Origin of the sequence: uncultured Pseudomonas sp., from assembly GCF_943846705.1 — a bacterium.
Classification (GTDB): domain Bacteria; phylum Pseudomonadota; class Gammaproteobacteria; order Pseudomonadales; family Pseudomonadaceae; genus Aquipseudomonas.
This window is the reverse complement of sequence record NZ_OX044366.1, coordinates 2,505,634-2,522,384: the sequence shown is the minus strand read 5'-3', so window position 1 is coordinate 2,522,384 and position 16,751 is coordinate 2,505,634. Positions and strand designations below refer to the sequence as shown.

16 protein-coding genes are annotated in these 16,751 nt (G+C 58.8%); 4 read left to right on the top strand and 12 right to left on the bottom strand.

The features are described 5' to 3' along the window. Window positions 1-75 precede the first annotated feature (75 nt). The gene (locus tag Q0V31_RS11865) at window positions 76-1,479 is read left to right on the top strand and encodes an MBL fold metallo-hydrolase (RefSeq protein WP_298187921.1); all 1,404 of its coding nucleotides are present in this window, start codon (window positions 76-78) and stop codon (window positions 1,477-1,479) included. A gap of 133 nt (window positions 1,480-1,612) precedes the next feature. Continuing rightward, complete coding sequence (locus Q0V31_RS11860; RefSeq protein ID WP_298187920.1) at window positions 1,613-2,692, top strand: LOG family protein; 1,080 nt, start codon at window positions 1,613-1,615, stop codon at window positions 2,690-2,692. A 207-nt stretch (window positions 2,693-2,899) separates the two neighbouring features. On the opposite strand, the gene recX is transcribed toward Q0V31_RS11860, so the two are convergent. The 3 genes from recX to Q0V31_RS11845 form a co-directional block, all read right to left on the bottom strand. Then, entirely contained in the window at window positions 2,900-3,364 is a 465-nt protein-coding gene (gene recX, locus Q0V31_RS11855) for a recombination regulator RecX (protein ID WP_298187918.1), read from the bottom strand. A gap of 11 nt (window positions 3,365-3,375) precedes the next feature. After that, a complete protein-coding gene (recA, locus tag Q0V31_RS11850; RefSeq protein ID WP_298187912.1) occupies window positions 3,376-4,419 on the bottom strand; it encodes a recombinase RecA in 1,044 nt (347 codons plus the stop codon). Between the two features lie 90 nt (window positions 4,420-4,509). After that, window positions 4,510-5,022 (bottom strand): CinA family protein, encoded by a 513-nt coding sequence (locus Q0V31_RS11845; protein ID WP_298187910.1) that lies wholly within the window; start codon window positions 5,020-5,022, stop codon window positions 4,510-4,512. Window positions 5,023-5,099: 77 nt separating this feature from the next. On the opposite strand from Q0V31_RS11845, the gene mutS reads away from it, so the two are divergent. Together mutS and fdxA are read left to right on the top strand one after the other, a co-directional pair. Further along, window positions 5,100-7,673, top strand: a complete 2,574-nt coding sequence (gene mutS, locus Q0V31_RS11840) for a DNA mismatch repair protein MutS (protein WP_298187909.1) — start codon at window positions 5,100-5,102, stop codon at window positions 7,671-7,673. A gap of 138 nt (window positions 7,674-7,811) precedes the next feature. Next, the gene (gene fdxA / locus Q0V31_RS11835) at window positions 7,812-8,135 is read left to right on the top strand and encodes a ferredoxin FdxA (RefSeq protein ID WP_298187908.1); all 324 of its coding nucleotides are present in this window, start codon (window positions 7,812-7,814) and stop codon (window positions 8,133-8,135) included. Between the two features lie 503 nt (window positions 8,136-8,638). On the opposite strand, the gene rpoS is transcribed toward fdxA, so the two are convergent. The 9 genes from rpoS to Q0V31_RS11790 all read right to left on the bottom strand — a co-directional run bounded on the left by rpoS (window position 8,639) and on the right by Q0V31_RS11790 (window position 16,637). Next, the gene (gene rpoS / locus Q0V31_RS11830) at window positions 8,639-9,652 is read right to left on the bottom strand and encodes an RNA polymerase sigma factor RpoS (protein ID WP_298187906.1); all 1,014 of its coding nucleotides are present in this window, start codon (window positions 9,650-9,652) and stop codon (window positions 8,639-8,641) included. 103 nt (window positions 9,653-9,755) lie between these two features. Beyond that, window positions 9,756-10,616, bottom strand: a complete 861-nt coding sequence (locus Q0V31_RS11825; RefSeq protein ID WP_298187903.1) for a peptidoglycan DD-metalloendopeptidase family protein — start codon at window positions 10,614-10,616, stop codon at window positions 9,756-9,758. Window positions 10,617-10,666: 50 nt separating this feature from the next. Continuing rightward, complete coding sequence (locus Q0V31_RS11820; RefSeq protein WP_298187901.1) at window positions 10,667-11,605, bottom strand: DUF368 domain-containing protein; 939 nt, start codon at window positions 11,603-11,605, stop codon at window positions 10,667-10,669. A 25-nt stretch (window positions 11,606-11,630) separates the two neighbouring features. Next, a complete protein-coding gene (locus Q0V31_RS11815; protein ID WP_298191052.1) occupies window positions 11,631-12,266 on the bottom strand; it encodes a protein-L-isoaspartate(D-aspartate) O-methyltransferase in 636 nt (211 codons plus the stop codon). A gap of 38 nt (window positions 12,267-12,304) precedes the next feature. Continuing rightward, window positions 12,305-13,054 (bottom strand): 5'/3'-nucleotidase SurE, encoded by a 750-nt coding sequence (gene surE / locus Q0V31_RS11810; RefSeq protein ID WP_298187899.1) that lies wholly within the window; start codon window positions 13,052-13,054, stop codon window positions 12,305-12,307. Continuing rightward, window positions 13,042-14,100, bottom strand: a complete 1,059-nt coding sequence (gene truD / locus Q0V31_RS11805; RefSeq protein WP_298187897.1) for a tRNA pseudouridine(13) synthase TruD — start codon at window positions 14,098-14,100, stop codon at window positions 13,042-13,044. The genes surE and truD overlap by 13 nt, the downstream gene beginning before the upstream one ends. Next, on the bottom strand, window positions 14,097-14,570 hold the full coding sequence (ispF, locus tag Q0V31_RS11800) for a 2-C-methyl-D-erythritol 2,4-cyclodiphosphate synthase (protein ID WP_298187895.1): 474 nt from the start codon (window positions 14,568-14,570) through the stop codon (window positions 14,097-14,099). The genes truD and ispF overlap by 4 nt, the downstream gene beginning before the upstream one ends. A gap of 100 nt (window positions 14,571-14,670) precedes the next feature. Then, window positions 14,671-15,516, bottom strand: coding sequence for an S-formylglutathione hydrolase (gene fghA / locus Q0V31_RS11795; protein ID WP_298187893.1), 846 nt, complete (start codon window positions 15,514-15,516; stop codon window positions 14,671-14,673). Between the two features lie 8 nt (window positions 15,517-15,524). Further along, window positions 15,525-16,637: an S-(hydroxymethyl)glutathione dehydrogenase/class III alcohol dehydrogenase gene (locus tag Q0V31_RS11790; protein ID WP_298187885.1), complete on the bottom strand. Its 1,113-nt coding sequence runs from the start codon at window positions 16,635-16,637 to the stop codon at window positions 15,525-15,527. Window positions 16,638-16,751 lie beyond the last annotated feature (114 nt).

Sequence of the window (16,751 nt, the reverse complement as noted above, 5' to 3'; positions counted from 1 at the left end):
GACCTGCATCAATAGTCATCGCGGTTTTTTAGCGCAGGCTAACCCGCACCCATTCGACTCCTATAGGTATTAGCCATGGCTCTGCTCAACTTCCTCGGCGCCATTCAACAGGTCACCGGTTCCTGCTACCTGATCGAAAGCCGCGATGGCGCGAAAGTTCTGCTCGAATGTGGCATGCGCCAAGGCCGCCGCGAAGAGAACGAAGGTAACCGCGCCGCGTTCCCCTTTGTGCCGCGCAGCCTGGATGCCGTGGTGGTGTCCCACGCACATATTGACCATACCGGCCTGCTGCCCAAGCTCGCGGCCGCAGGCTACCGCGGGCCGATCTTCGCCACCGACGCGACCTCTGAGCTAATGGAGCTGATGTTGCTCGATTCAGCCTTTATTCAGGAGAAAGACGCCGAGTGGGAAAACAAGTGGCGGGCGCGTATGGGCAAAACCGCCATCAGCCCGCTGTACACCAAAGCCGATGCGGAACAGGCCCTGAGCCAGCGTCAGCCCATGCTCTATGGCGAGACCCGGGAGGTCGCTAAAGGCGTGCAAGTGACCTTCCACAATGCCGGGCATATCCTCGGCTCGGCGATTGTCGAAATAGCAGTACAGGACCATCACCTGACCCGCCGCCTGGTGTTCTCCGGCGACCTGGGCAATACCTGCTCACCCTTGTTGCAACACCCCAGCACACTTAAGCAGGCCGATGTTGTGCTGCTTGAATCGACCTACGGTGATCGCGACCATCGCTGCAGCGAAGACACCCTGGATGAACTCGTGGAGATTCTGCAGCAGGCTCATCGTGACGGTGGCAACGTGCTCATTCCCTCGTTCGCCGTGGGCCGCACGCAAGACCTGATCTACTATCTGGGCCGCTTCTATCACGAAGGCCGCTTACCTCAGCAAGTGGTGTTCCTCGACAGTCCCATGGCGATTCGCGCCAACGCCATCTACTCACGCTTTCAAGAGCAGTTTGCCAGTGAGGAGCGCGCGGAGTTTCAGGCGCACGGCAGCAAACGTATCGAAGACTGGCTGCCGATCCTGCGCTGCACGCCCACGCCTGAGGAGTCGATGGCAATCAACCGGATAAAAAGCGGCGCCATTATTATCGCCGGCAGTGGCATGTGCACAGGCGGCCGGATCGTTCACCACTTCAAGCACAACCTCTGGCGCGAGGACTGCCACCTGATTTTTCCCGGCTTCCAGGCCAAGGGCACGCTCGGGCGCAACATCGTCGATGGCGCAGAGCACGTGAAAGTCCTCCACCAGCGCATCGCGGTAAAAGCCAAAGTGCATACCCTTGGCGGGTTCTCGGCACACGCCGGCCAGTCGCAACTGATTGACTGGGTCAGCCATTTCGACCATCACCCCGAGCTGTATCTGGTGCATGGCGAACTGGAGAAAATGCAGACCCTGCAGCTGACCTTGCGCGAGCGCCTGAACTGGATCGCCAACATTCCTGAGCCCGGCGAGCAAATCGCCCTCTGAATGTGGCAGGGCCAAGGCTGCCGGCAATCATCTAGCGGCCTGCGCCGCACAAAGCTTTAACCGCCAGGCATACTCAAGGCTCGGCCGACTCAACACTGCGCAGCCTCGGCCAGTAACCTGAAGGAGATGTTGCATGCCCTATGAATCGGACGATTATCTGTCCCGGCACTTTCAGATCAGTGGCGTCGACCTGCACGCTAAAGTGGAAGAGCTGAGCACGCTGGTAACGCCACCCGACAGCCCCAACATCAAGCTCTACCAGGCCATGCTCCACACGGTTGTACGCATGGCGCAGGCGGACCGCAACCGCTGGGACGCGAAGATCATGCAACAAACCCTGCGCGAGATGGAGCATGCCTTCAGCGCGCTTGAGCAGTTCAAACGGCGACGCAAGGTGACCGTGTTTGGTTCAGCACGTACCCCGGCAAATCATCCGATGTACAGCCTGGCTCGCGACCTCGGCGAGACCCTGGCCAAGCATAATCTAATGGTCATTACCGGTGCCGGCGGTGGCATCATGGCCGCCGCTCACGAAGGTGCGGGGCTGGAAAACAGCTTGGGTTTCAATATCACCCTACCCTTCGAGCAAGATGCCAATGCCACCGTACAAGGCAGCAACAACCTGCTGCCGTTCCACTTCTTCTTTTTGCGCAAGCTGTTCTTCGTCAAGGAAGCCGATGGCCTGGTGCTTTGCCCGGGCGGTTTCGGCACCCTCGACGAAGCGCTAGAAGTGCTGACCTTGATCCAGACGGGTAAAAGCCCGTTGGTGCCAGTGGTGTTGCTCGATCAACCGGGCGGCACCTTCTGGACCAGCGCCCTGACGTTTATCCGCGAGCAGCTGCAGGACAACGGCTACATCCTGCCCAGCGACATGCACCTGTTGCGTCTGGTGCACAGCGCTGAAGAAGCCGCCGAAGCGATCGCCCAGTTCTACCGCAACTACCACTCCAGCCGTTGGCTCAATGAGAGCTACGTCATCCGCCTTAACCATGCGCTGAACGAGGCGGCGATGCAGCAGCTGAACAGCGAGTTTCGCGACCTGTGCAAACACGGCGACTTCCAACAGCAGGCGCGCTGTGAATCCGAGCAGGACGAGCCAGAGCTCTGCCACATGACGCGCCTGGCCTTTGCCTTCAACGGCCGTAACCATGGTCGCTTGCGCGAGTTGCTAGACCTAGTCAATCAGCCGCAACACTGGGCAGAACCGGCCTGACCTGCACGCACCAGCCGATAGCCTGCTCACGGGCTATCGGAATAGCTATCAGGCTAACGAAAAAACAGCTATCGACTGCCGGCACTGCAGTGCAAAGCACTCTGTAGCCAGTACTGCTGCAGTATCGGAATAAGGGAGGGGAGTACAAGTAACAGTAGTAAGCAATGGCAGCGGCTAACGGTTAACTGAGCGACAGGCCGTATCGGTTTAATCGTCCAGCGCACCACGCAACAAGCGCCCGATCAGCTCAGGCGGATAACCTCGATAACTGAGAAAGCGCCCTTGCTTGGCACGCTCGCGAGCATCGTGCGGTAATTCGCCGGCAAACTTGCGCCGCCAGGTCTCTTGCAGGTATTCACCCCAGTCGATACCACTGTCGCGCAAAGCCTGCTCGACATCGCTGCGGGCCAGGCCACGCTGCGTCAGTTCCTCACGGATACGCAACGGCCCATAACCGGCACGCGCCTTATAACTGACAAAAGCTTGCAGATAGCGCGCTTCAGATAACAAACCCTCTTCCGCCAGGCGGTCGAGGGCTGCGCCAATCAATTCATCTGCCGCGCCACGTCTGCGCAGCTTGCGGGTCAACTCGACACGGCCATGCTCACGCCGCGCCAGTAGGTCCATGGCCGCCCGCCGCACAGCGACGGGGGTATCCAGAACAATGCTCATGTCCCGATAAATCAGGCGTCGGCATCAGCCAGGTCATCGGCCGTAGCGTTGGCCTTGGCCGGCGCAGCAGTGACCAACAACTTCTCACGTATCAGCCCCTCGACAGTGCGCGCCACTTCCGGATTGTCTTCCAGGTACTTGGCCGAATTAGCCTTACCCTGGCCGATTTTGCTGCCCTGATAGCTGTACCAGGCACCGGATTTTTCTAGCAGACCAAGCTGCACACCGAGGTCGATAATTTCGCCGTTACGGTAAATGCCCTTGCCATACAAAATCTGGAATTCGGCCTGACGGAAAGGCGGCGCGACTTTGTTTTTCACCACTTTGACGCGGGTTTCGCTGCCGACCACTTCGTCGCCTTCCTTCACCGCACCGGTGCGGCGGATGTCCAGGCGTACCGAGGCGTAGAACTTCAGTGCGTTACCGCCGGTGGTGGTTTCCGGGCTGCCGAACATCACGCCGATCTTCATGCGGATCTGGTTGATGAAGATCACCAGGCAGTTGGCGTTCTTGATGTTGCCGGTGATCTTGCGCAGCGCCTGGCTCATTAGGCGAGCTTGCAGACCGACGTGCATGTCACCCATCTCGCCTTCGATTTCTGCCTTCGGCACCAACGCCGCCACGGAGTCGATGACGATCACGTCGATGGCGTTGGAACGCACCAGCATGTCGGTGATTTCCAGGGCCTGCTCGCCGGTATCGGGCTGCGACACCAACAGATCATCGACATTTACACCCAGCTTGCCGGCGTACTCAGGATCGAGTGCGTGCTCGGCGTCGACGAAGGCGCAGGTAGCGCCGAGCTTCTGCGCTTCAGCGATGACCGACAGGGTCAGGGTGGTTTTACCAGAAGACTCAGGGCCGTAGATTTCAACGATACGGCCTTTCGGCAGACCGCCGATGCCCAGCGCGATGTCCAAACCCAGCGAGCCGGTGGAGATGGCCGGAATCGCCTGACGATCATGATCGCCCATGCGCATGACCGCACCCTTGCCGAATTGCTTTTCAATCTGGCCTAGGGCAGCCGCCAAGGCGCGCTTCTTATTCTCGTCCATTTAAGTCCTCACGTAATCAAGAAGGGCCAGCTAGCGGCCACCAACAACTGTATAAGTAGACAGTATTATTCCACAGGGCAAGTCGTCCGCCTACCCCGCGTTTGGATTTTCTTGCGCCAACAGCCGCAACAGCCCCGCCAGTGCTGCCTCGACCGTCTGTCGGCGGACTTCGGCCCGGTCACCGGAAAACTGCCGACGCCCACTAAGCAGCCGCTCGCCATCGCCCCAAGCCAGCCATACGGTGCCCACTGGCTTCTCCGCTGTGCCACCGTCAGGGCCGGCCACACCGCTGACCGCCACCGCATAGCGCGCGCCGCTGTTAGCCTGGGCCCCGCGCACCATCGCCTCGACCACCTCCTGGCTCACCGCACCGACAATGCCGAATAGCGCCTCAGACACGTCCAGCTGCTGGACCTTTTGCCCATTGGAATAGGTGACATAGCCGGCCTCGAACCAAGCCGAACTGCCCGGGATCCGCGTAATCGCCTCGGCAATACCGCCACCGGTACAGGATTCCGCGGTTGTCACGTGAGCCTTCGCCTCGAGCAACTGCACACCGAGCTGGGCAGCCAACTGGGTCAAGGCGTAGTCATTACTATTCATCTGCACTCCGGGGTTAAAGCCAGCCAGGTCGATACCGTACACTAGGCGCTTTTGCGATTCAGCCGGACAGTTAAACGATGAGCCAAAGCGACCTCAGTTCTCACACGCCGATGATGCAGCAGTATTGGCGGCTGAAAAACCAGCACCCAGACGAGCTGATGTTCTACCGCATGGGCGACTTCTACGAGATCTTCTACGAGGACGCGAAAAAAGCCGCCAAGCTGCTGGATATCACCCTGACAGCCCGTGGCCAATCGGCCGGCCAGGCCATTCCGATGTGCGGCATCCCCTACCACTCACTGGAGGGTTACCTAGCCAAGCTGGTCAAACTCGGCGAGTCGGTGGTGATCTGCGAGCAAGTCGGTGATCCGGCCACCAGCAAGGGGCCAGTGGAGCGTCAGGTGGTGCGCATCATTACCCCAGGCACGGTCAGTGACGAAGCCCTACTGGATGAGCGCCGCGACAACCTGCTAGCCGCAGTATTGGGCGACGAGCGCCTGTTTGGCCTTGCCGTGCTGGATATCACCAGCGGCCGCTTCAGCGTGCTGGAGATCAAGGGCTGGGAAAACCTGCTGGCGGAACTGGAGCGCCTGAACCCGGTTGAGCTATTGATTCCCGATGACTGGCCGCAGGGCTTGCCCGCCGAAAAGCGCCGCGGCGCACGCCGCCGTGCACCGTGGGATTTCGAGCGAGACAGCGCGCTCAAGAGCCTGTGTCAGCAGTTCGCCACTCAGGACCTCAAAGGCTTTGGCTGTGAAAATCTGACCCTGGCCATTGGCGCCGCCGGCTGCCTGCTGGCGTATGCCAAGGAAACCCAGCGCACGGCCCTGCCGCACTTGCGCAGCCTGCGTCATGAGCGCTTGGACGACACGGTGATTCTCGACGGGGCCAGCCGGCGCAACTTGGAACTCGACATCAACCTGGCGGGTGGTCGCGACAACACCCTGCAATCGGTGGTCGATCGCTGCCAAACCGCCATGGGCAGCCGCCTGCTCAGCCGCTGGCTGAATCGTCCATTACGCGACCAATCCATTCTCGAAGCGCGCCAGGAATCGATCGCCTGCTTGCTGGAGAGCTACCGCTTCGAAACCCTGCAGCCACAGCTGAAAGAAATCGGTGATCTGGAACGCATACTCGCCCGCATCGGCCTGCGCAATGCCCGCCCGCGCGACCTGGCACGCCTGCGTGACGCCCTCGCCGCATTGCCCGAGCTGCAACAGGCATTGAGCAGCCTGGACTCGCCACACCTGCAAAGCCTGGCCGTCATCGTCAGCACCTACCCAGAACTGGCCGAACTGCTGGCAAAAGCGATTATCGACAATCCGCCAGCGGTGATCCGCGATGGCGGCGTACTGAAAACCGGTTATGACGCTGAACTGGACGAACTGCAATCGCTCAGTGAGAACGCCGGCCAGTACCTGATGGACCTGGAAACCCGGGAAAAAGCGCGTACCGGCCTGGCTAACCTCAAAGTCGGCTACAACCGCGTGCACGGCTACTTTATCGAACTGCCGAGCAAGCAGGCTGAATCCGCCCCGGCCGACTACATCCGTCGCCAGACCCTGAAAGGCGCCGAGCGTTTTATCACCCCCGAGCTCAAAGAATTCGAAGACAAGGCGCTGTCAGCCAAGAGCCGTGCCCTGGCTCGCGAGAAGCTGCTGTATGACGAGCTGCTCGAACGCCTGATCAGCCACCTGGGCCCGCTGCAGGACAGTGCCGCCGCCCTGGCCGAACTCGATGTACTGAGTAACCTGGCTGAGCGCGCGCTGAATCTCGATCTCAACTGCCCGCGCTTTGTCGACGAGCCATGCATGCGCATCGACCAGGGTCGTCATCCGGTGGTTGAGCAGGTACTGACTACGCCGTTTGTGGCCAACGACCTCAGCCTCGATGATGACACGCGCATGCTGATCATCACCGGGCCGAACATGGGTGGTAAATCCACCTACATGCGTCAGACCGCACTGATCGTACTCCTCGCGCATATCGGCAGCTTCGTCCCAGCCAAAAGCTGCGAGCTGTCACTGGTCGACCGTATCTTTACCCGTATCGGCTCCAGCGATGACTTGGCCGGTGGCCGCTCGACCTTTATGGTGGAGATGAGTGAAACCGCCAACATCCTGCATAACGCGACAGAACGCAGCCTAGTGCTGATGGACGAAGTCGGCCGCGGCACCAGCACCTTCGATGGTTTGTCGCTGGCCTGGGCCGCCGCCGAACAACTGGCCAAACTACGCGCCTATACCCTGTTCGCCACCCACTACTTCGAGTTGACTGTGCTGCCGGAAAGCCAGCCGATCGTGGCCAACGTGCACCTCAACGCCACCGAACATAACGAACGCATCGTGTTCCTCCACCATGTATTGCCTGGCCCTGCCAGCCAAAGCTATGGCCTCGCCGTAGCCCAACTGGCAGGTGTGCCAAATGAAGTCATACTGCGTGCTCGCGAGCATTTGGCGCGCCTGGAAACCACCAGCCTGCCTCATGATCTGCCGTCCACACCGCTCGGCCAGAGCGGCGCGCCCATGCAAAGCGACATGTTCGCCAGCCTGCCGCACCCTATGCTCGAGGAATTACAGAAAATCAATCCAGATGATCTGACTCCGCGCAAAGCGCTGGAACTGTTATATACATGGAAGACACGCTTCTAACGCTATTGCGCGTGAACTGTTAGAATCGCGCGCATTTTTATCAATGCCCGACTTAAAGCCTGAGCCGTGGCCATTACCCCTAGCCTGCTAAAGCCCGCATAGAACGGGGCAGGCTGGCGCCCGAGGAGAGAATCAGAAATGACCTTCGTCGTTACCGACAACTGTGTCAAATGCAAATACACCGACTGCGTAGAAGTCTGCCCGGTGGACTGTTTCTACGAAGGCCCGAACTTCCTGGTGATTCACCCGGACGAGTGCATCGACTGCGCACTCTGTGAGCCTGAATGCCCTGCAGAAGCCATTTTCTCTGAAGATGAAGTGCCGGAAGACCAGCAGGAATACATCGAGCTGAACGCCGATCTGGCCGAAGTTTGGCCAAACATCACCGAGAAGAAAGAATCCCTGCCGGACGCTGAAGAGTGGGATGGCGTTAAGGACAAGCTGCAATACCTAGAGCGCTAGTATCCGGCTCACCGGCTGTACAAAAACCCGCCTTGCGCGGGTTTTTACTTTTCTCCAGGCAAAAAAAGGGGCGGTATAAACCGCCCACTTTTTGTCCCTAGTCCCTGTATTTCCCAGCTCATCGTCCTGATGAATCGCGTCCTGCGATGTCCTGATTGTCATCCTGACAACCTGTGCTTGTCCGTCAGCACAGGTGTAATACTAGCGATCTTTGCTTTGCGAACAAGCGCACCGCTTTGCTGCGCACACCACTTAACGCCATCGATAATTAAAAAATAATCTTTATAAATCAGTAACTTATCTAATAGACAGGCACTTATCCAACCAACATACACACCAAACACTTACGCAGCTTGTAAGCGATGGCTTACAGCACCTCTCGCATTAATAGCCAGAACACCAGGCACTGCTGCGTAAAAGACGCTGCCAAACGGGATGAGCGCCAAGAATAGCCTGTCACAAAAAACCCGGCAGACGCCGGGTTTGTGGTTAATGCATCAGACTCACTGGAATAATGAGTCGCTCGACAGACCATTCTTTTCCAGGATTTCGCGCAAGCGCTTGAGGGCTTCGACCTGAATCTGCCGAACCCGCTCACGGGTCAAGCCGATCTCCCGACCCACCTCCTCCAGCGTGCAGCTTTCATGGCCACGTAAGCCGAAGCGGCGAATCACCACCTCGCGCTGCTTATCGGTCAGGTCCGATAGCCATTGATCGATGCTTTGCGACAGGTCTTCATCCTGCAATAACTCGCAAGGATCAGTCGGGCGATCGTCAGTTAGCGTATCAAGCAGGGTTTTGTCCGAGTCCTGACCCAGTGAGACATCCACCGAGGAAACACGCTCATTCAAACCAAGCATGCGCTTGACTTCGCCCACAGGTTTTTCCAGCAGGTTGGCAATTTCTTCTGCAGAAGGCTCGTGATCGAGCTTCTGGGTCAATTCACGGGCGGCGCGCAGGTAAACGTTGAGCTCTTTCACCACGTGAATGGGTAAGCGAATGGTACGCGTCTGATTCATGATCGCCCGCTCGATGGTCTGGCGGATCCACCAAGTGGCATAGGTCGAAAAACGGAAGCCGCGTTCGGGGTCGAACTTCTCCACCGCACGAATCAGACCGAGATTGCCCTCTTCAATCAGATCAAGCAGGGACAAGCCACGATTGACGTAGCGCCGTGCAATCTTCACCACCAACCGCAGGTTGCTTTCAATCATGCGCTTGCGGCCAGCCGGGTCGCCTTTCTGCGCCAGGCGCGCAAAGAACACTTCTTCTTCAGGCGTCAGTAGAGGGGAGAAGCCGATCTCATTGAGGTACAGCTGAGTGGCGTCGAGCGCGCGAGTGTAATCGATGTACTTATGTTGTTTGCTGCTGGCTGTGGAGGCCTTAGCTTTGGCGCGGGAAAGTGGCGGTTGTGCGTTTGCGTTTGATTCGTCGTCCAAGACAATAGCCGGCTCCATGAGGAGCACTTCATCATCGACATCAAACTCCGGCGCTTCTTTTTTATTATTTATAGCCATTTTTATATTCCTTGCTGAGTTCAACAGCAAGCTCTAGCGCACCAAGTCCCTGGTTACACCCGAGCCCGTCCCTCCTACGTGGCGGAGACAGGCTAGCGTAAGGTCAGCGTTTAGGCAGGTATTGCAGCGGATCTACAGGTTTACCTTGGCGGCGGACTTCAAAGTGAAGTTTCACCCGGTCGGTTCCTGTGGAGCCCATCTCGGCAATTTTCTGCCCGGCTTTGACCTGTTGCCCCTCCTGTACCAACAACCTGCGGTTATGACCGTAGGCGCTTACGTAGGTATCGCTATGTTTGATGATTACCAACTCGCCGTAGCCCCGTAAACCACTCCCGGCGTATACCACTGAACCATCAGACGCAGCTAAAACAGGCTGGCCCAATTCACCGGCTATATCAATGCCTTTATTCAAACTGCCGTTTGAGGAAAAACGCCCAATAACTGCGCCATTCGAGGGCCACAACCAACCGGATGCCGAGCGCTGCGTCGGCGGTAACGCTGTCACGCTAGGCGCAGTTCTGACCGGGGCCGGCGACTGAGTTTGTACAGGGCGGGACTGTATGGGTGCGCTAGGCCGACTGGTCGGCGAGACAACCACGGGGGCCGTCACCACCACAGGCGGACGACTGGCGCTGTGCCCGTCAAAGCGAATGATCTGGCCAACCCGAATCAGGTAAGGCGGCGCAATACGGTTACGCGCCGCCAGCGCCTTCCAATCCCAGCCGAAACGGAAAGCAATGGAATACAGCGTGTCGCCTCGCTGCACCTGATATTGACCACTACGAACCGGCTGACGCTGCGCTGCCTGGCTGGCACCGCCATGGGCACGGTCAACCACTTTGACCCCGCCCGGCGGCGGACTCGCACAGGCACCCAGCAGTACACTGAGGACAAGGCCACTCAACAGGTTACGAGCACTGCTGGCGCGAATCGGCAATTGAATGGCTGTGAAACTCACCTGCATCTCCCTCGGGTAAAACTGACTGCATCTAACAGGCGTGCATTGTGCCGCAATTATCGGTTATCAGCAGCGCTTTGCGGGTTTCGTCCAGCCAACCACTCGAGCCCCAGCACCAGCACCACGCCAGTAACAGCCAAGGCAATGGCCAACAGTAGCTGCGGGTCTTGCCCGCTGATCTCGGCAAAACGCTCAGGCCACAGGTTCGCCTGCAGCAAAGGCACTTGCTCGCCATGACTATTGGTACGCCAGGTCAGGGTTTCCTTCCATGGCCAGATTTTGTTCAGGGAACCAATCATCAGCCCGGTCAAAAACGCCAGCGTCAGGTCGCGCCAACGCGCCAAGAGCCAGCGCAGTGCACTGGCAAAGCTGACGATGCCGACCAGGCAACCGCTGGCAAAGATCAGCAACACGCTGATATCCAGACCTTTTACCGCCGTCAGCACAAAGCTGTACAGGCCCAGTAGCACCAGAATAAAGCTCCCGGAAATACCTGGCAGAATCATCGCGCAAATGGCGATCGCCCCGGCGAAGAACAGACTCAACGGGTCATGCCCCAGCTGCAGCGGCGCAGCCACGGTTATCCAGTAAGCGAACGCCCCGCCGAGCAGCAGACTGACAGCTCGTCCCCAGCTCCAGCGTTGAATTTCCCGCACCACCAAGTGGGTGGAAACCAGAATCAGGCCGAAGAAGAACGACCACACCGGAATCGGCTGCTCAACCAGTAGGTAAGTAATTACCCGCGCCAGGCTCAGCACGCTGGTCATGATGCCCAGCAGCAGCACCAGCAGAAAGGTTGCATTGGCAGCCTTCCAAGCCTCAACAATTCGCCCGCGCAGCAACAAACCAAGGGCCACCGGTACGCTGGCAATCGAACGCAGGAGTTCGTCATAAATACCGGTAATAAAAGCTACGGTACCACCCGATACACCAGGCACTACGTCGGCAGCGCCCATGGCAATACCTTTGGCGTAGAGCAGAAAATACTTCTTCATGGGTCCATCCGCGAACAATCGAAAATCAGGCCAGGGGGCCGTTGAGCAAGGGTACAAAACGCACAGCATCGAGAACATGCCGTGAGAAGCCGTGCTCTTCACGAACGATCAGCAAGAGCTCTTGCTCATCTCCCGCACCGACCGGAATAACCAAGCGACCACCAGGTGCCAGCTGATCGAGCAAGGCCTGTGGCACATTACTCGCCGCGGCCGTGACGATAATGCCGTTGTAGGGTCCCAAGGCATTCCAGCCTTCCCAGCCGTCGCCCCAGCGAAACACCACATTGCGCAGGTTAAGCTGCACCAGGCGCTCCTTGGCTTTGTCCTGCAAACTCTGGATACGCTCAACGCTAAACACGCGCTCGACCAGTTGGGACAGAATCGCCGTTTGATACCCCGAACCCGTGCCGATTTCCAGCACCTTGTCTAAAGGGCCTGCGGCCAGCAGCAGCTCACTCATGCGCGCAACTATGTAGGGCTGCGAGATGGTCTGATTGCTGCCAATCGGCAGCGCGGTGTCTTCATAGGCGCGATGGGCCAGGGCCTCATCAACAAACAGATGGCGCGGCGTGCGGCGAATAGCTTCCAGCACGTGGGCGTTGGACAGCCCCTCCTCGTAAAGACGCTGAATCAGACGCTCGCGGGTGCGCTGCGAGGTCATGCCAATACCGCGGTGCAAATCATCCTGTTCACGGAAGATCACAACAGCCCCTCCAACCAGGGTTGCAAGCTGTTGAACCCTTCTTGAAAGGTACGATCCAGCTGCAACGGCGTGACCGAGACGTACCCTTGCATCACCGCATGAAAATCTGTGCCGGGGCCGCCATCTTCCGCATCACCCGCCACCGAGATCCAATAGCCTTCTTTACCGCGCGGGTTGACCACCTTGACTGGCGCAGCTGCCCGTGCACGATGGCCGAGGCGGGTCAGCTGGATCCCGCGGATATGCTCCAGCGGCAAGTTGGGGATGTTCACATTGAGCACGGTACGCGGCGGCAGATCGAGTTGCTCATGCGCCTCGACCAGCTTACGGGCGAAATAGGCGGCCGTCGGCAGGTTATCCGGCAGACGTGAGAGCAGGGAAAAGGCAAACGCCGGGCGTGCCAGAAAGCGCCCTTCCAGAGCCGCGGCCACCGTACCGGAATACAGCACGTCATCGCCGAGATTAGCGCCCAGATTGATCCCTGCCACCACCAGATCCGCCACCTGCGGCAGCAGGCCATTAAGGCCTAGGTGCACGCAGTCGGTCGGCGTGCCATTCAGGCTGATATAGCCGTTAGCCAAGGTGTTCGGGTGCAAAGGACGATCAAGGGTCAGCGAACTGCTCGCGCCACTCTTGTCCTGATCGGGTGCAATCACTGCGCACTCGGCATAATCAGCCAGCGCTGCATGCAGCGCTGCCAGGCCTGGGGCAGCAACGCCGTCATCATTAGAAATCAGAATACGCATGGGTTGTCCGTCTGCCCTGCAGGCAACAGATCGACAAGCTCACGCACCAAGACGGTGGCGAAGCATCCAGCCGGCAGGACGAATTCCAGTTGCAGAATGTCAGGCTCGGGATAATGCCACGACAGGCCGCCAATGGGGAGGCGCAGGATACGCCGCTCATGGTTCATGCCCGCTTCTGCCAACCAGTCGACCAAGACAGACTCGCGCGCCGCCAACTGCTGTTCCAGCTCTTGGGCAGTACCTTCAGCGGGAGAGGCACCAGAGCCCCACAACGGGCCGGTTGGGTGCAAATCAAGGATTGCCAGCCGCGGATCAGCACACTCGGCCTCACCGGCAGCAAAGAAACTGCGGCTGTCGGTGAAGGCCAGCAAGTCGCCCAGCAATGCCTGATTCCAGGTACCGGCCTTTACTCGCTCGGCCAACACCTGGTTGAACAGGTAGCTACGCGCGGCCGAGAGCACCCGCGAGCGCACATTACGTTTTTCCGGCAGGTTTTTACCTTGGGCAAAATGCCGAGCATGGGCGACATTACCGCCCTCAAAACCGAAGCGCTGCAAGCCGTAATAGTTGGGAATACCCTGCGCTGCGATTTGCTTCAGGCGCTGATCCAGCGCTTCGCGATCCACAGCAAGCTGCGTCAGGCGCAAGGTAAAGCCATTAGCCGCATGCGCGCCGCGCTGTAATTTGCGGGTATGCCGTACCTGTTTAAGGATGCTCAGGCTGGCATCTTCAGCAGCGCTTAGATCAGGATTGGCCTTGCCTGGCAGGTGCAGACTGAACCACTGCCGGGTCAACGCCTGGCGATCCTTGAGCCCGGCATAGCTGATCAGGCGCAGCGGCACGCCCGCCGCACGGGCGATGCGTTTAGCTGCCTCTTCGGTGTTTAACTCACGCTTTTCCACCCACAGCCAGAGGTGCTCGCCCTCGCCGGCCAGCGGGATATCCAGCACTTCATCGACTTGAAAGTCTTCCGCTACGGCTTTGAGCACCGCCGTGCCGCAGGATTCGCCATGGGCGCGCGGGCCCAACAGTTGAAGTTCGTTCATCGGCTAACCAACAGCGCAACGGCATGCACGGCAATGCCTTCTTCACGACCGGTAAAGCCAAGCTTCTCAGTGGTAGTGGCTTTGACGTTGACTTGATCCAGGCTCACCTGCAGGTCTTCGGCAATCCGCGCACGCATGGTCTCGATATGCGGGGCCATCTTCGGAGCCTGGGCAACGATGGTGGCGTCGACATTGCCCACCTGCCAGCCTTTAGTGTGAATCAAACCCAGCACATGACGCAGCAACACACGACTATCCGCCCCCTTAAAGCTCGGGTCAGTGTCGGGGAAGTGTTTGCCGATATCGCCCAGCGCGGCCGCGCCAAGCAAGGCGTCACTCAGTGCATGCAGCAGCACGTCGCCGTCGGAATGGGCCAACAGGCCGAACTGATGGGGAATTTGCACGCCGCCCAGGGTAATAAAACAACCCTCGGTAAAACGGTGTACGTCGTAGCCGTGGCCAATACGCATAAAGAACAACGCCCTGAAAAAGTCAGGGCGTGATTCTAACTGAAAGCGGCCTGCAGAAGCCGGCTCGCTGGCGAGGCAAGCATCGCTCGCCAGCGCAACCTCAGCTCAACAGCGCCTTGGCGTGATGACGCAGATGGTCATCGATAAAGCTGGCGATGAAGTAGTAGCTGTGGTCGTAACCAGGCTGCAGCCTTAGGGTTAATGGATGCCCTGCCGCCTGCGCCGCGGCTTTGAGCGCGTCGGGCTTAAGCTGGTTTTCGAGGAAATCATCACGATCCCCCTGATCCACCAAGATCGGCAGTTTCTCCGTGGCCTCGGCCAGCAAGACGCAGGCATCCCACTCGCGCCAGCGCGAACGCTCCTCCCCCAGGTAGCGCGAGAACGCCTTCTCGCCCCATGGGCAATTAATCGGATTGCTGATCGGCGCAAACGCCGACAGCGACTGATAACGCCCTGGGTTACGCAAGGCACACACCAGTGCGCCATGCCCGCCCATCGAGTGGCCGCTGATGCCACGCTTGTCGGATACCGGGAAATTCGCCTCGATCAACGCCGGCAACTCCTGCACCACATAGTCGTACATGCGGTAATGCCGCGCCCATGGCTCCTGCGTGGCATTCAGGTAGAAACCTGCGCCTAGACCGAAGTCCCAGGCTTTATCCGGATCATCCGGTACATCAGCGCCGCGCGGACTGGTGTCCGGCGCCACGATGATCATCCCCAGCTCGGCCGCCAGCTTGTGCGCACCAGCCTTCTGCATAAAGTTCTCATCGGTGCAGGTCAACCCGCTCAACCAATACAACACCGGCAGCTTGCCGCCCTGCTCCGCCTGCGGTGGCAGGTACACGGCAAACACCATGTCGCAGCCCAGCACCGCGGAACGGTGGCGGTAGCGTTTATGCCAACCGCCTGCACTCTTCTGGCAGGAAATATTTTCCAAACTCATGACCGACCTCAGAAGTGAATAACGGTACGGATGCTCTTGCCTTCATGCATCAGGTCAAACGCCTTGTTGATGTCTTCCAGCGGCATGTTGTGGGTGATAAAGGTATCCAGCGGGATTTCGCCCTTCTGCGCCTTTTCCACATAGCTTGGCAGCTCGGTACGGCCTTTCACGCCGCCAAACGCCGACCCGCGCCAGACGCGCCCGGTGACCAACTGAAACGGACGGGTGCTGATTTCCTGACCGGCACCGGCTACGCCGATAATCACCGACTCACCCCAGCCCTTGTGTGCACACTCCAAGGCCGCACGCATCAATTGCACATTGCCGATGCACTCGAAGGAGTAGTCGACGCCGCCATCGGTCATTTCAATGATCACGTCCTGAATCGGCTTGGCGAAGTCCTTCGGATTGACGAAGTCAGTCGCACCCAACTCGCGGGCCACGTCAAACTTGGCCGGGTTGATATCGATGGCGATGATGCGCGAGGCCTTGGCCATTTTCGCGCCAATGACTGCAGCCAGGCCGATGCCGCCCAGGCCGAAGATTGCCACGGTGGCACCCGCTTCGACTTTAGCGGTATTCAGCACGGCGCCGATGCCGGTGGTAACGCCGCAACCGAGTAGGCAGACTTTTTCCAGCGGCGCGTCCTTAGGGATTTTCGCCAAGGACACTTCCGGCAATACGGTGTACTCGGAGAAAGTCGAGCAGCCCATGTAGTGGTAAATCGGCTCGCCTTTGTAGGAGAAGCGGCTGGTGCCATCGGGCATCAGGCCCTTGCCCTGAGTGGCGCGTACCGAGCTGCACAGGTTGGTCTTACCGGATGTGCAGAACTTGCAGGTGCGGCATTCGGCGGTGTACAGCGGGATCACATGATCGCCCACTTCCAGCGAGGTCACGCCCTCGCCAATGGCTTCGACAATACCGCCACCTTCGTGACCCAGCACCGCCGGGAAAACGCCTTCGGAATCTTCGCCAGACAGGGTGTAGGCGTCGGTGTGGCACACCCCGGTGGCAACAATACGCACCAACACTTCGCCGGCCTTGGGCGGCGCCACGTCGATTTCGACAATTTGCAGCGGCTGGTTCGGGGCAAACGCTACAGCAGCACGGGACTTGATCATCAGCACTCTCCAGGGAATTCAACAGTGAGAAGAGTGTAGATCAGTGCCTTAAAAAGATTAATCCGCTAAAAAACAAAACATTCTTGCTGTACAGGGATAATCTGCCGATAAAAA

Coding starts and splice junctions, on each gene's coding strand:
- surE (WP_298187899.1), bottom strand. CDS start 13,054: ATGCGTATTCTGATTTCTAATGATGACGGCGTTGCTGCCCCAGGCCTG.
- Q0V31_RS11825 (WP_298187903.1), bottom strand. CDS start 10,616: ATGCAGGTGAGTTTCACAGCCATTCAATTGCCGATTCGCGCCAGCAGT.
- recX (WP_298187918.1), bottom strand. CDS start 3,364: ATGAGCATTGTTCTGGATACCCCCGTCGCTGTGCGGCGGGCGGCCATG.
- ispF (WP_298187895.1), bottom strand. CDS start 14,570: ATGCGTATTGGCCACGGCTACGACGTACACCGTTTTACCGAGGGTTGT.
- fghA (WP_298187893.1), bottom strand. CDS start 15,516: ATGAGTTTGGAAAATATTTCCTGCCAGAAGAGTGCAGGCGGTTGGCAT.
- Q0V31_RS11865 (WP_298187921.1), top strand. CDS start 76: ATGGCTCTGCTCAACTTCCTCGGCGCCATTCAACAGGTCACCGGTTCC.
- Q0V31_RS11790 (WP_298187885.1), bottom strand. CDS start 16,637: ATGATCAAGTCCCGTGCTGCTGTAGCGTTTGCCCCGAACCAGCCGCTG.
- Q0V31_RS11815 (WP_298191052.1), bottom strand. CDS start 12,266: ATGACCTCGCAGCGCACCCGCGAGCGTCTGATTCAGCGTCTTTACGAG.
- rpoS (WP_298187906.1), bottom strand. CDS start 9,652: ATGGCTATAAATAATAAAAAAGAAGCGCCGGAGTTTGATGTCGATGAT.
- truD (WP_298187897.1), bottom strand. CDS start 14,100: ATGAACGAACTTCAACTGTTGGGCCCGCGCGCCCATGGCGAATCCTGC.
- Q0V31_RS11860 (WP_298187920.1), top strand. CDS start 1,613: ATGCCCTATGAATCGGACGATTATCTGTCCCGGCACTTTCAGATCAGT.
- mutS (WP_298187909.1), top strand. CDS start 5,100: ATGAGCCAAAGCGACCTCAGTTCTCACACGCCGATGATGCAGCAGTAT.
- recA (WP_298187912.1), bottom strand. CDS start 4,419: ATGGACGAGAATAAGAAGCGCGCCTTGGCGGCTGCCCTAGGCCAGATT.
- fdxA (WP_298187908.1), top strand. CDS start 7,812: ATGACCTTCGTCGTTACCGACAACTGTGTCAAATGCAAATACACCGAC.
- Q0V31_RS11820 (WP_298187901.1), bottom strand. CDS start 11,605: ATGAAGAAGTATTTTCTGCTCTACGCCAAAGGTATTGCCATGGGCGCT.
- Q0V31_RS11845 (WP_298187910.1), bottom strand. CDS start 5,022: ATGAATAGTAATGACTACGCCTTGACCCAGTTGGCTGCCCAGCTCGGT.